At 67.9% G+C, this 13690-nt stretch carries 14 protein-coding genes; 4 read left to right on the forward strand and 10 right to left on the reverse strand.

Annotated features, from left to right (window positions below; translation table 11 throughout):
- Entirely contained in the window at positions 1 to 1350 is a 1350-nt protein-coding gene (locus F804_RS0108685) for an acyclic terpene utilization AtuA family protein (protein WP_022707362.1), read from the forward strand.
- Positions 1347 to 1658, forward strand: a complete 312-nt coding sequence (locus F804_RS0108690) for a DUF4387 family protein (RefSeq protein WP_022707363.1) — start codon at positions 1347 to 1349, stop codon at positions 1656 to 1658. Before F804_RS0108685 ends, F804_RS0108690 begins: the two co-directional genes overlap by 4 nt.
- On the opposite strand, the gene doeB is transcribed toward F804_RS0108690, so the two are convergent.
- The 10 genes from doeB to ehuR all read right to left on the reverse strand — a co-directional run bounded on the left by doeB (position 1655) and on the right by ehuR (position 11539).
- The gene (gene doeB, locus F804_RS0108695; RefSeq protein ID WP_022707364.1) at positions 1655 to 2647 is read right to left on the reverse strand and encodes a N(2)-acetyl-L-2,4-diaminobutanoate deacetylase DoeB; all 993 of its coding nucleotides are present in this window, start codon (positions 2645 to 2647) and stop codon (positions 1655 to 1657) included. The two genes, F804_RS0108690 and doeB, sit on opposite strands and share 4 nt — an antisense overlap.
- Positions 2644 to 3840, reverse strand: coding sequence for an ectoine hydrolase DoeA (gene doeA / locus F804_RS17350; protein WP_022707365.1), 1197 nt, complete (start codon positions 3838 to 3840; stop codon positions 2644 to 2646). Before doeA ends, doeB begins: the two co-directional genes overlap by 4 nt.
- Complete coding sequence (locus F804_RS17355) at positions 3841 to 4800, reverse strand: cyclodeaminase (protein WP_022707366.1); 960 nt, start codon at positions 4798 to 4800, stop codon at positions 3841 to 3843. It lies immediately after the preceding gene.
- Complete coding sequence (eutB, locus tag F804_RS16065) at positions 4797 to 5747, reverse strand: hydroxyectoine utilization dehydratase EutB (RefSeq protein ID WP_022707367.1); 951 nt, start codon at positions 5745 to 5747, stop codon at positions 4797 to 4799. The genes F804_RS17355 and eutB overlap by 4 nt, the downstream gene beginning before the upstream one ends.
- Positions 5741 to 6445, reverse strand: a complete 705-nt coding sequence (locus tag F804_RS16070; protein ID WP_022707368.1) for a maleate cis-trans isomerase family protein — start codon at positions 6443 to 6445, stop codon at positions 5741 to 5743. Before F804_RS16070 ends, eutB begins: the two co-directional genes overlap by 7 nt.
- 10 nt (positions 6446 to 6455) lie before the next feature.
- On the reverse strand, positions 6456 to 6899 hold the full coding sequence (locus tag F804_RS0108720) for a universal stress protein (protein ID WP_022707369.1): 444 nt from the start codon (positions 6897 to 6899) through the stop codon (positions 6456 to 6458).
- A 3-nt stretch (positions 6900 to 6902) separates the two neighbouring features.
- Positions 6903 to 8189 carry a TRAP transporter large permease gene (locus tag F804_RS0108725; RefSeq protein WP_022707370.1) on the reverse strand — a complete coding sequence of 429 codons (1287 nt, stop codon included), beginning with the start codon at positions 8187 to 8189 and terminating at the stop codon, positions 6903 to 6905.
- A 3-nt stretch (positions 8190 to 8192) separates the two neighbouring features.
- Complete coding sequence (locus tag F804_RS0108730; RefSeq protein WP_022707371.1) at positions 8193 to 8852, reverse strand: TRAP transporter small permease; 660 nt, start codon at positions 8850 to 8852, stop codon at positions 8193 to 8195.
- 113 nt (positions 8853 to 8965) lie between these two features.
- Positions 8966 to 9979: a TRAP transporter substrate-binding protein gene (locus F804_RS0108735; protein WP_022707372.1), complete on the reverse strand. Its 1014-nt coding sequence runs from the start codon at positions 9977 to 9979 to the stop codon at positions 8966 to 8968.
- A 198-nt stretch (positions 9980 to 10177) separates the two neighbouring features.
- Positions 10178 to 11539 (reverse strand): MocR-like ectoine utilization transcription factor EhuR, encoded by a 1362-nt coding sequence (gene ehuR / locus F804_RS0108740; protein WP_022707373.1) that lies wholly within the window; start codon positions 11537 to 11539, stop codon positions 10178 to 10180.
- Positions 11540 to 11611: 72 nt separating this feature from the next.
- Here ehuR and F804_RS0108745 point away from each other — a divergent pair, with 72 nt between their 5' ends.
- On the forward strand, positions 11612 to 12103 hold the full coding sequence (locus F804_RS0108745) for an Lrp/AsnC family transcriptional regulator (protein ID WP_022707374.1): 492 nt from the start codon (positions 11612 to 11614) through the stop codon (positions 12101 to 12103).
- Positions 12104 to 12219: 116 nt separating this feature from the next.
- The gene (locus F804_RS0108750; protein ID WP_022707375.1) at positions 12220 to 13680 is read left to right on the forward strand and encodes an NAD-dependent succinate-semialdehyde dehydrogenase; all 1461 of its coding nucleotides are present in this window, start codon (positions 12220 to 12222) and stop codon (positions 13678 to 13680) included.
- Positions 13681 to 13690: the final 10 nt, after the last annotated feature.

Below are 13690 nucleotides of genomic sequence, written 5' to 3' on the forward strand. Positions count from 1 at the left end.
ATGGCAACCCGCGTACTTGTTCCCTCGGGCGTGCTGGGCCTCGGCTTCGATGCCGACGCGCTTGCCCGGGGGGTGGACATGGCACCCGACATCATCTGCATCGACGGCGGGTCCACCGACAGCGGGCCGTTCTCGCTCGGGGCCGGGGTGTCGAAATATTCGCGCGCGGCGACGCGGGCGGAATGGCGCGTGCTGATGCAGGCGCGTGCCCGTGCGGGCGTGCCGCTGGTCATCGGCACCGCGGGCACTTCGGGGACCGACAGCACGGTCGACTGGATGTACGACATCACGACCGAGCTGGCCGCCGAACTGGGCCAAAGCCTGCGCATCGCCCGCATCTACAGCAGCCAGCCGCAGGACCGTATCGCCGCGGCCCTGCGCGCGGGCGCGATCACGCCCCTGACGCCCGCGCCCGAATGCGACCCCGAGGGGCTGGCCAATATCGTGGCGCTTGCGGGGGCCGAACACATCCAGGCCGCGCTGGAAGGCGGCGCCGACATCGTGATCGCGGGCCGCACGACCGACACCGCGACCATCGCCGCCCTGCCCCTGATGCGGGGCGAGGCTGCGGGCGCGTGCTGGCACGGCGCCAAGATCGCGGAATGCGGCGCGCTGTGTTCGACGCATCCGACCTCGGGGGTGATCATGGTCGATTTCGACCGCGATGGTTTCACCGTCGAGGCGCTGCACCCCGATGCGCGCTGCACGCCGCATTCGGTCTCGGCGCATATGCTCTACGAGAATTCGGACCCGTTCCGGCTGTACGAGCCGGGCGGATACCTGGACGTGACGGCTGCGCGCTATGCCGCGCTGGACGACCGCCGCGTCCGGGTCGAGGGGTCGGAATGGGTGCCCGGCCCCTATACCGTCAAGCTGGAGGGCGCGCGCATCGCGGGTTTCCAGACGACGATCATGGCGATCCTGCGCAACGCCCATTACGTCGCGAACGCGCAGGCATGGGTGGACCGGCTGAACGGCTTCCTCGCCCCCGAGATCGAGCGCCGCATGGGCCTGACCCCCGACGCCTATTCGCTGGATTTCCGGCTGATCGGCGTCAACGGCGCGCTTGGTCCCATCGAGAACCGCAAGGGCGACCCGGTCGAGGTCGGCGTGCTGGGCATCATCACCGCCGCCACCCAGGCCGAGGCATCCGAGATCGGCAAGCTGATCAACCCCTTCGTCCTGCACTATCCGCTGACCGACGACGAGGAACTGCCGACCTTCGCCTTCCCCTATTCGCCGGCCACGACGGATCGCGGCGCGCTGTACGAATTCGCACTGAACCACGTCATGGCGCTGGACGATCCGATGTCGGCCTTCCGGCTGCAATTCGACGAGGTGACGGCATGACCCGCAATCCGACGCTTGGCCAGATCGTGACCAAGGTGCGGTCCAAGAATGCCGGACCGTTCTGGGTGACCATCGACATCTTCTGCGGCACCGAGGACGCGTTCACGCGCGTCACCGAAGGGCTTGCCACGGATCGCGTCGCGCGACTGTTCGCGGTCGAGCCGCAGCTGCTGAAACGCTTCGACATCGCGGATCTGCGCGTGGTCAAGTTCAGCCTGCCGCGCCCCGTCATCCAGGGCGCGGCAGCGGATCGCGACATGCACGGGGCGCAATACGCCGCCCTGCTCGAGGAGCTGGCGCTGGACTAGGCGCCCGTTTCCGGCACGGCGATCACCGCGACGCAATCGCCCAGCTGCACGAGGCCGGGGAAATGGCGCGCGGCGATCACGCCCGCACGGTTCGCACGCAGCTCGACCGGCTGGGCGCCCATGCGGTCGCCCGCCCAGATCCGGGCGATGGGCTGACCTTCGGTCACGCTCTCGCCCAGATCGACCAGCGGGTGCAGCAGGCCTGCACGCTCGGCAAAGTGGAAGCAGTCGTCGCCCGGCATGTCCAACATCACGCTGTCCGCCTGCGCGACCGCATCCGACAGGATGCCCGCATGGGCCAGCACATTGCGCGCCCCGCGAATGGCGATCCGCGCCGATGCCGCGGTCGCGGTGCCGCCGCCGCCCAGCTCGGTCGTGACGAAGACCTTGCCCTTCTCCTCGACGGCGGTGTCGAACATGCCGACCGCGTCGATTTCCCGCATCATCATCGAATATGGCGCGCCGAAGGCCCGCATCGCCGCGACGCAGGCGGCCTGCTGGTCCGCATCGTCCAGGTAATGCGCCGCCGCATAGGGCAGGAAGTCCAGCGTCTTGCCCCCCGAATGGTAATCCAGCACCACATCCGCCATCGGCACCAGCACGCTGTCGAAGTAATGCGCGATCTTCTGGGTCACCGTCCCGTCCGGCCTGCCCGGAAAGCAGCGGTTCATGTTCACCTGGTCGATCGGGCTGACCCGCGTGCCCGCCGCGAAGGCGGGCATGTTCAGATAGGGCACGATGATGACGCGCCCGGTGATGTCCTGCGGCTCCAGCTCCCATGCAAGCTGCTGCAGCGCGATGGGGCCTTCGTATTCGTCGCCGTGATTGCCGCCGGTCAGCAGGGCCGTCGGCCCTTCGCCATTGGCGATGACGGTGATCGGGATCATCACGCTGCCCCAGGCGCTGTCGTTGCGCGAATGGGGCAGCCGAAGGAAGCCGTGATGCTTGCCGGGCCCGTCCAGCGGGATGGTGGGACTGATCGGGTTCATGCCTTCACCAGCATTCGACGGGGGATGTTGCAGAACAGCTCAGGCTCTCGTTCGGTGATGACGATGGATTCCGTCGTCTCGTAGCCCCAGCCCTCCATCCAGAGACCGGTCATGAAGTGGAAGGTCATGCCCGGCTTCAGCTCGGTCTGGTCGCCGCGGCGCAGGGACATGGTGCGCTCGCCCCAGTCGGGCGGATAGGACAGCCCGATCGGATAGCCGGTGCGGTTGTCCTTGACGATGCCATAGCGGTCGAGGACCGTGAAGAAGGCATTGGCGATATCCTCGCAGGTATTGCCCGCGCGCGCGGCCTCGAGGCCCGCGTCCATGCCCTCCAGCACCGCCTTCTCGGCGTCCAGCATTTCCTGCGGGGGCGTGCCCAGGAAGATCGTGCGCGACAGCGGCACGTGGTATCGCTGATAGCAGCCGGCGATCTCGAAGAAGGTGCCCTCGTCCTTCTTCAGCGGCAGGTCGTCCCAGGTCAGATGCGCCGCCGCCGCGTCGGGGCCGGAAGGCAGCATCGGCACGATGGCCGGATAATCGCCGCCATGCTGGGACCATTCGTCGTAACGCAGACCCGCGTCATAGATCTCGGCCACGAGGTCGCATTTGCGCATCCCCACCTCGATCTTGTCGGCGATGCGGCGATGCATGCGCTCGACGATGCGGGCGGCCTTGCGCATATAGGCCAGCTCCTTGGGCGTCTTGACCGCGCGCTGCCAGTTGACCAGCCCCGTCGCATCCAGGATCTGCGCGTCGGGCAGGCCATAGACCAGCCGTTCATGCGCCTTGGCGGAATACCAGTAATTGTCCATCTCGACGCCGATGAAGCCGGTATGCCAGCCCCGGTCGGCCAGCTGCGCCCACAGGTAATCCATCGGGTGCCGCTCGACCGACATGACGTAGTAATCGGGATAGCCGACGATGCACTCCTCGGGCATCCAGACGGTGCGCAGCGCGCCCGGCGCGTCGATGCCGCGACCGTACCAGATGGGCGGCCCCTCCGGCCCCACGATGACGCATTGATGGACATAGAAGGACCAGCCGTCATAGCCGGTCAGCCAGGCCATGTTGGACGGGTCGCTGACGATCAGCAGATCGAGGCCCAGCTTTTCCATGCTGGCGCGGGTCTTCTTCAACCGTTCCTCGTATTCCTCGGTCGAGAAACGCTCGGGGGTCCTTTGCAGTTCGGGCATTCACGTGTCTTTCGAAAACGCGGCAAGCGCGTGGGTGGCAATGGCGGTGTCCTGCACGCCGGTACCCGTCAGGTCGCAGATGGTGATCTGATCGGGATGGGTTCTGCCGGGGCGCTGCCCGGCAATGATCTGCCCCAGTTCGGGGATGACGGTGCCGTCATGGGCACCCGCGGCGATGGCGGCACGCAATTCGCCCATCAGCCGCACCTGGTCCGCGCGATCCGCCACATAGAGATCGGCGCGGGAAATGCATTCGGGGGTCAGCTCGTTCTTGCCGGGCTGGTCGCTGCCCATCGCGGTCACGTGCTGACCGGGGCGCAGCCATTCGGCCCGCAGGATCGGCTGCGCGGCGGGCGTGGTCGTGACGACGATGTCGGCCATGCCCACGGCCTCGGCCGGGTCGGCGGTCGCGCGGATGCGCAGGTCGGGTCCGTCCAGTTCGCGGGCCAGCGCCTGTGCGCGATCCGGGTCGCGCGCCCAGATGGCCGCGCGCGTGATCGGCCTGACCAGCCGCAGCGCCCGCAGCTGCATCCGCGCCTGCAGCCCCGCCCCCATGATCGCGGCCGTGCTGGCATCGCCCCGCGACAGGTGCCGCGCCGCGACGCCCCCCGCCGCCGCCGTCCGCAGGTCGGTCAGGTATCCGTTGTCCAGAAGCACCGTCCGCACGCGCCCCGTCACCGCATCCAGCACCACCATCAGCCCCGAGGTGGACGGCAGCCCCCGCGCCGGATTGTCGAAGAACCCCGGCGAGATCTTGACCGCGAAGCCGTCGAAGCCCGGAACCCAGGCGGTCTTGACATCCACCTCTCCGTTCACCTCGGGCAGGTGCATGGACATGACCGGCGGCTGAACCACGCCGCCCGTGGCCAGCCTGCGGAACGCGTCTTCGATCACGTCGATGGCGGCGTGGTCCAGATGCAGCCTGTCGCGCAGCTGCGCCTCGGTCAGAACGGCGGTCATGGCCCCTCGCGGAGGATGGCGGCATGGGCCGCGGGGTCGATATTTCCGCCCGACAGGATCAGGACCAGCGGCCCGCGAGAGGTCAGCTGCCCCGACAGGACCGCGCCCGCGCCGACCGCCGCCGCCCCCTCGACCACGTGGCCCTCGGATGCAAGGTGGCGGATGCCCGCGGCGATGTCCCTCTCTCGGACCAGGATCAGGTCGTCCATCAGGGCGCGGACCATGTCGAAGGTCAGGCGGTTGCGCAGCCCGATCCCGCCGCCAAGGCTGTCGGCAAGGGTCGGCAGTTCCTGCACCTCGACGGGGTGGCCCGCCCGAAGGCTGGCGGCCATCGCCGCACCGCGCTTCATGCTGATGCCGACGATGCGGATGTCGGGGCGGCGGGCTTTCATCGCCGCGGCGACGCCCGCCAGCAGGCCGCCCCCCGACAGCGGGATCGCGACGGTCGCGGCATCGGGCACCTGCTCCAGCAGCTCCAGCCCAAGCGTGCCCTGCCCCGCGATCACGTCGGGATGGTCGAAGGGCGGGATCAGGGCGAACCCCTCGTCACGCTTCAGGCGGCGAGCCTCGTGGAATGCCTCGTCCTGGCTGTCGCCGATCACGCGGGCCTCGGCGCCCAGATCGCGGATGGCCTCCAGCTTGTTGTCCGGCACCAGCGAGGACATGCAGATCACCGCCCGCGCCCCCGCCTGACGCGCGGCATGGGCCAGCGCCCGCCCGTGGTTCCCGGTCGAGGCCGTGGTGACGCCCGCCACCCGGCCCATCCGCATCACCGCGTTCGTGGCCCCGCGCAGCTTGAACGCCCCGGTCGTCTGGCGATGTTCCAGCTTCAGCCAGACGGGGGCGCCGACCAGCGCCCCAAGCGCCGCCGAGGGCGCGACCGGCGTTTCCAGCACCTGCCCCGCGATGCGGTCGCGGGCGGCAAGGATGTCGTCCAGCCCTACCACGTCCGTCTGCCGAACAGCGCCCCCGAACCGGTCGCGGGGATCTGCGCCTGGTCCAGCATCGCCCAGAACAACGCCTGGTTCGCGCTGAGGACGGGCTTGCCCAACGCCTCCTCGATCCGCGGGATCAGGGGCATCACCGGCAGCGCGGTGCAGCTGATGAACAGCGCCTGCGCGTCGGGATGATCGCTGCCGACGGCCATTTCCACGATCCGTTCCGCCGGCAGGACCGCCATGTCGCGGTCGTCCGGGAAGTTCATGGAGACGCGGCGGACCACGTCGATGCCATGCGCCTCGAAATGGTCGCCGACCAGGTTGGTCGTGGCCTCGAGATAGGGTGTCATCAGCGCGACGCGTTCCGCGCCAAGCGCCGCGAAGCCGCGCAGCGCGGCGCCCGCGGGCGTGGTCACATGCGCCCGCCCCCCGGCCAAGGCGTCCATCTGGTCGCCCAGCACCGCCGAGGCCGAGGTGCAGCCGAAGCCGATCCCGTCCAGATGCACCCCCGGCACGATCAGGTCCACCGCCGCCCGCAGGCGCGGGCCGGTATTGCGCAGGTTCTCTTCGGTGGTGGGGTTGTCGAATTCGATGCGGGTCACGTGCAGGCGCGTGCCCTCGGGCATGACCAGGCGGGCATCCCCCTCGATCGTCATGTCGGTCGCCAGCGCGATCAGCCCGAAGCGGCGGATGTCGTCCTTCCACATGGCGGCCACCTCAGACGGTCAGCACGGGACAGGGCGCAAGCCCGGTCACCTTGTGGCTGACGGAACCCAGCAGGTAATTCTCGGTCGCGCCCAGCCCGCGCGAACCGATGACGATCAGGTCGCACTCCTTTTCGCGGGCGACGGCGACGATTGTACGGGCGGGCTGCCCCGCGCGGATGAAGGCGCTGACCCGTTCGACGCCCGCATCGCGCGCCAGGCTTTTGGCGTAATCGGCCGCGTCGCGGGCATGGCTGCGCATGGCGTCGTCCAGGCTGCCGCCCTGATCGCGCGCGCCGCGCGTCATCGACAGCGACGCCTCCAGCATCGAGTGGTGGCGATAGACGGTGAGGATGATCAGCTGCGCATCGCACAGCCTGGCCATCTCGGCCGCCTTTTCCAGCGACCTTTCGGCCCCGTTCGATCCGTCATAGGCGACAAGGATGCGTTGGAACATGGATCACTCCGCAAAGGCCAGGTCGCGCAGGAACAGCGCGATGTCGGGGAAGAAGATCAGCCCCACCGCGACCGACAGCAGGATCACGATGAAGGGCGGCGTGCCCGCGATCACCTCGGCATAGGGGCGCTTGAAGACCGCGATGGCCGTGAAGATGTCGCAGCCGAAGGGCGGCGTGGCGCTGCCGATGGCCACCTGCAGGGTGATGATCGTGCCGACCAGCACCGGGTCCAGCCCGACCGACGCCACCACGGGCGAGAAGATCGGCACCAGGATCAGGATCACGACGATCGGGTCCACGAACATGCAGCCCACGAAGAACGCGATCGAGATGGTGAACAGCACGCCATAGGGGCCCATGTCGTCGATGCCGATGCCGCCCAGGATCGCCTGCGGGATCTGCGCGAAGCTGATGATATAGCTGAAGGCCGCGCCCGCACCCACCAGGATGAACACGACCGCCGTGATCAGCCCCGTCGATTTCGCGGTCGCATAGAGCTGCTTCACCGTCAGTTCGCGGAAGACGATCATCTCCAGGATCAGCGCATAGAGGACGCAGGCCGCCGCAGCCTCGGTCGGCGAGAAGACGCCCCCGTAGATGCCGCCGATGATGATGACCGGGAAGCCAAGCGGCCAGATCGCGCGGCGGATGGCGCGGGCGCGTTCGCCCCAGGTCGCGGGCGGTTCGGTCGGCACGTCGTGGCGCACCGCATAGATATAGGCATAGATCGAGAACAGCACGAGGATCAGCACCCCCGGCCCGATGCCCGCGATGAACAGTTCGGAAATCGAGGTGCCCGACACCACGCCATAGATGATCATCCCGATCGAGGGCGGGATCAGGAAGGCGATGTCGGATGCGTTGATGATCAGCGCCAGGCTGAACTTGTCGCTGTAACCCGCCTTCAGCAGGCGCGGGCGCAGCGGGCCGCCGATGGCGACCACGGTGGCCTGCGTCGAACCCGACACCGCGCCGAACATCGTGCAGGCGCCCGCGGTCGAAATCGCCAGCCCGCCCTTCACATGGCCCAGGAAGGCCATCACCAGGTCGATCAGCCGTTCGGCCGACTGGCCGCGCGTCATGATGTCGGCGGCGAAGATGAACATGGGCACCGCGATCAGGCTGGCGGGCTGGATCCCCGCGATCACCTGCTGGACCAGCGTGTCCAGCTGGCCGATGCCCCCGAAGATGCCGACGAAGCCGACGGTCGCGCCGATGATCAGCGGCACCATCATCGGAAAGCCCAGCAGAAGCAGGACGATCATCGTCCCCAGAATGGCCGTGGTCATCGCTCAGACCTCTTCTTCGTCGTTGTTGTCATAGCCTTCGAGCGTCGAGGTCGAGAGCCAGATGGCCCGATCGATCAGGTTCTTGATCGCCGTCAGCGCGTATTGCAGGCCGGTCAGGAAGAACCCGAGCGGCGCCCAGACCAGGATCCACCAGTTCGGGATCTGCAGCGCGGGCATCACGCGGCCCCGCTGCGCCTGCGTCATGACGTAATCGAAGGCGTACCAGGCCAGCCCCAGCATCACCGTCGCGGTCACCGCCGAGATGACGAACATCGCCACCTTGCGCGGGCGGAAGGGCAGCGCGTCGAAGAAGGCCGACATGCGGATGTGCCGACCGTGCCGCGCGGCATAGCTGATGCCCGCAAAGGTGATCAGCACGATCAGCGCCGTGTTCACCTCCTCGGAGAAATAGAGAGAGCGTCCGAAGCCGAAGCGGCCCACGACATTGGCCATGGTGTTCAGCGCCATCAGCAGGACGCCCGATGCCAGAAGCACCGCCTCGATCCGGGCGATCACGGTATCGACGACCCCCAGGATCCCCGGCAGCCCCGAGGAATAGGAGCTGTCGTCGATATCGTCATCGGCCAGCGAGACGGCCTCGGCGGCGGCGATGATGTCCGGGTCGACGGCAGGTCGGCGGTCGGGTTCGGGGTGCGATGTCATGGCTGGGGTCCGATGGGCAGGGGTCCGATGGGGAGAGGTTCGGAGAATGTCGGACCCGGGCCGGTCCGACCGGTGGGCGGGCCGCGCGATACGCGGCCCGCGATGTCAGGGGATCAGCCTTCGCTGCCCGCGGCCTCGAGGTCGGCCTTCATCTGGTCCAGCACTTCCTGCGCACGCGGACCGCCGATTTCTAGGAAGGTCGCCTCGACATCCGATGCGGTGTCGCGGAAGGGCGCGCGCTCTTCCTCGGACAGCTCGGTCACGGTCATGTCGGGCTTGGCCTCCATGATCATCTCCAGCGACTTGGCGGTCAGGCCCTGCTGGTATTCGACGATATGGTCGAAGGCGGCCGAAACGGCGTCCTGCACGACGGTCTTGTCCTCGTCGGACAGGCCCTCGTAGAACTCCTGGTTGGCCATCAGCGCGGTGGTGAAGTTGTTGTGGCCCAGGCGCGTGATGTGGTCCGTGACTTCGTACATGCGGGTGGATTCGATGTAGAAGGCAGGGTTTTCCTGACCGTCGATGATGCCGGTCTGCAGGCCGCCATAGACCTCGCCCCAGGGCAGCGGCGTGGGCGTCGCGCCGAAGGCCTTGTAGCTTTCGACCAGCAGCGGGTTGGTCATGACGCGGACCTTCACGTCGCTCAGGTCGTCAGGCCCCGATACGGGCTCCTTGGTGGTCAGCATGACCTCGCCCTCGGGATACATGCTCAGCAGTTCCAGCCCCTGCTCGGCATAGAGTTCCGGGAAGATCGAGTTGATGGCTTCCGAGTTGCGGAAGAAGCTGACCAGCTGCTCCTGATCCTCGGGCAGCAGGTAGGGCACGAAGAAGACCTGCGCCTCGGGGATGACCGCGCCGGTGAAGCCGGGCGACTGGTTCACGAATTGCAGGATGCCCGACTGGGTCTGTTCCAAGATGTTGTCGCTTTCGCCCAGCGTGCCATAGGGGAACAGCTGGACCTCGTGGTCGGAATTGGCCTCGACCTCTTCCTTGAACTTCTGGGCGAAGACGCCCTGCACCTCGTCCAGCGCCTCCTCGAAGGCATAGCGCCAGGTGTCGGCGGTGGCTGCGCCCGATCCCAGCATCAGTGCTGCGATACTGGCGGCGGTCAGGGTCTTGATGGTCATGTTACCTCCTTTGGGGGGTCGTCTCTTCGCGTTGCGCGTCCGGCCCTCGGGGTTGCGGGATACCGTCCGGCATCCCGATGGCGCTTGGGCCGAGAGTTCTGCCCATGCGGATTCCAAGTCAATTTCTATATTAAACCATGACAATTATACCGATGGGTGTCAAATAGCCCCCCGGAATGTCCTGCTTTGGAAGTAATCTCAGCGGTGCAATACTGCCGAAAGGTTGCGCAGCGCCTGTTCCAGTTCGCCCATGCCCGCCCCCCCGATCGAGACCCTGATCGCAGGCCCCGAGGGCAGTACGGCAAAGCCCGCGCCGGGCGCGATGGCGACCTGCCTGTCCAGCGCGGCAGCGACGGTGGCGGGCTCGTCCGCGCCTTCGGGCAGCGGCAGCCAGCGGTGCAGGCCGTGCAGGAACCCCTGCGAGCCCGTGCCGAGGTATCGCAGGGCCATGCGGTTGCGGGCGGCCAGCTCGGCCCTCTGGGCCTCGAGCAGGGCGTCGGCGGTGCCCCCGGATATCCAATCCTGCGCGATCTCGGCCATCAGGGGCGTCGCCATCCAGGCCATCGACAGATGCCGGTTCAGCGCGGCCTCTGCCAATTTTTCGGGCAAGGCAAGAAAACCCAGCCGCAGCCCCGGCGACAGGCATTTCGACAGCCCCGTGAAATAGAAGCTGCGTTCCGGCGCAAAGCCCGAGATGGCGGGCGGTCGGCGCGGCGGCATCGGTCCGGTCGGATCGCTTTCGAGGATCATCAGCCCGGCGGTCGCGGCGGCCTCGGCCAGCGCCTCGCGGCGGTCGCGGTCCACGATCCGCGCCTGCGGCCCCCCGCCCGAGGGCAGCAAGAACACCGCGCGCATCCGACCCCCCGAACGCGCGGCGGCCTCGATCAGGGCCTCGGGGATCATGCCGCGGTCGTCGCATTCCACGCCCTTCAGCCGCAGGTGCAGATGCTGGGCCGCTGGCTTGATCGTGTGGCAGGTGACCGCTTCCGTCGCGATCCAGTCGCCCGGCTGGGCCACCGTCAGCAGCGCCACGAACATCGCGGGCGTGGTGCCGTTGGTGATCAGGATGCGCTGCGCGGGTACGGTGATCCCGCAGCGCGACAGCCATGCCGCCGCCATCCCGCCGTAAAGCGACATGGTCTGGCGCGGGCGAAAGGACAGCATCGCGGATTGCGGCAGCCGGTGCGCAAGGCGCGTCATGCTGTCGGCCCAGGCATCCGCGATGCGCGGCAGGTGGACGGGCGTCATCATCGACAGATCCACCGGCGGGCGGTCGGTGGGCGCGCGGAACCACGGCACCTCGATCGATTCGCGGGGGCCGGACCTGACGAAGCTGCCGCGACCCACCTGCCCCGAGATCAGGTCGGCGCGGATCAGTTCCTCGTAGGCGCGGCTGACGGTCTGGACCGACACGCCCAGCTGCCATGCCAGGTCGCGATGCGGCGGCAGGCGCTGGCCCGGACGCAGGCTGCCCGCGTCGATGGCGGCGGCAATGCCCTGCGCAAGGCTGCGATAGGCGGGGCGGATGATATCCTCGCGGCGGAGTGGCCAATGCGACATGGCCGCAAGATCGCCGCAGGCGAAGCCATTGTCCAGATTGACATTCGTGCGGCGCAGGGGAACAACCCCGACATGACCCCGCCCAACGCCCCGAAACTGGACGACCGCGACATCGCGATCCTTGCGACCCTGACCCGCGAGGGGCGGATCGCCAAGACCGAGCTTGCCGCGCGGGTGAACCTGTCGCCCACCCCCTGCTGGGACCGCATGAAGCGGCTGGAGAAGGCGGGCCTCATCCGTGGCTACCGGGCCGAGATCGACCTGACCCGCATGGGCCCGCATGTCCATGTCTTCGTCACGGTCGAGCTGGACAGCCACCGCGCCGAAAGCTTTCAGACCTTCGAACGCATCATGGCGCGGATGGATGCCGTCACCGGCTGCTGGGCCATCGGCGGGGGCTTCGATTACCTCATGTCGGTGATCTGTCGCGACATCGCGGAATTCCAGGACATGATGGACGGCCTGCTGGAAAGCCGCGCGGGTGTGCGGCGCTATTTCAGCTATATCGTGACGAAGCCGGTCAAGGACCTGCCGCCCGTGACGGCGCTGCTGCCGCAAGGGTAATTCTCGGGTTCGGGGGGCCTGCGGCAGCGGATTCCTCTGCGGAATAACTTGCATTCAGTGAAAACCACCCCGCGCCACGGCGCATCCTGACCGCGCAATCAGTCAGGAGGTGGCCCATGTTCGACGATCATCGCAGCCCGCTGGAAGATCGGCTGGCCGATCCGGGCCTGCTGCCCGGCGCGGGCGATTTCCCCGCCGCAGGACGGCTGGCCGTCCGCGATCCCGCAAACGGCGCGCTTGTCGCGCAGGTCGCGATCAGCGACGCGAACGGCGCCCGCGCAGCCGTCGATGCCGCGCAGGCGGCCTTCGGGGACTGGTCCACGACCCTGCCCCAGAACCGCGCCGCGATCCTGCATCGCTGGCACGCGCTGCTGACCGAGGCCAAGGAGGATCTGGCCCGCATCATGGTCGCCGAACAGGGCAAGCCCATTTCGGAAGCCCGCGGAGAGATCGACTATGCCGCAAGCTTCGTGCAGTTCTATGCCGAGGAGGCCCTGCGCCCGAATATCGAGGGTGTCACCAGCCACCTGCCCGATGCCGAGATGGAGCTGTGGCGCGAACCCGTGGGCGTCGCGGCACTGGTCACGCCCTGGAACTTCCCCTGCGCGATGATCACCCGCAAGGCCGCGGCCGCGCTGGCGGCAGGCTGCACCGTGGTCATCCACCCCTCGGCGGAAACGCCACTGTCGGCGCTGGCGCTGGCCGAACTGGCGCGGCGCGCGGGCTTCCCGGACGGCGTGGTCAACACGGTGATCGGCGATGCCGCCACCATCGTGGGCGAATGGACCGCCGACAAGCGCGTGCGCGCGCTGTCCTTCACCGGCTCGACCGAGGTGGGGCGGCTGCTCTATCGTCAATCGGCCGACACGGTGAAGCGGCTGGTCATGGAGCTGGGCGGCCACGCGCCCTTCATCGTCTTCGAGGGCGCCGACCTGGATCGCGCCGTGGCCGAGGGCATCAAGGCCAAGTTCGCCACCAGCGGCCAGGACTGCCTGGGCGCCAACCGCTTCTATGTCCAGGACGCGATCTATGACGAGTTCTGCGCCCGCTTCGCCCGCGCGACCGAGGCGCTGAGCCTCGGCGCAGGCATGCAGGATCCCGATATCGGCCCGCTGATCCACGACCGGCAGGTGGCGAAATCGCAGGCCCATGTGGACGACGCGCTGGAACGCGGCGCGCGCCTGCTGACGGGCGGCGGCGTCGATGCCGAACTGGGTCCGCTGTTCTTCCGGCCCACCGTGCTGGCCGACGTCTCCGACGACGCCGCCATCATGTCCGAGGAAACCTTCGGCCCCGTCGCGGCCATCAGCCGCTTCACCACCGAAGAGGAAGTCACTGCACGCGCCAACGCCAGCGAATACGGGTTGGTCGCCTATGTCCACAGCATGGACCCGCGCCAGATCTATCGCATGACGCGGGCGCTGCAATACGGCATGGTCGCCGTGAACCGCACCAAGGTCACGGGCGCACCGATCCCCTTCGGGGGCATGAAGCAATCGGGGCTGGGCCGCGAAGGCGCCCGCCAGGGCCTCGAGGCATTCACCGAAATCAAGTATATCTGCCGCAACTGGGCCTGAAAGGAGCAAT

This window comes from Paracoccus zeaxanthinifaciens ATCC 21588, assembly GCF_000420145.1.
Classification (GTDB): Bacteria; Pseudomonadota; Alphaproteobacteria; order Rhodobacterales; family Rhodobacteraceae; genus Paracoccus; species Paracoccus zeaxanthinifaciens.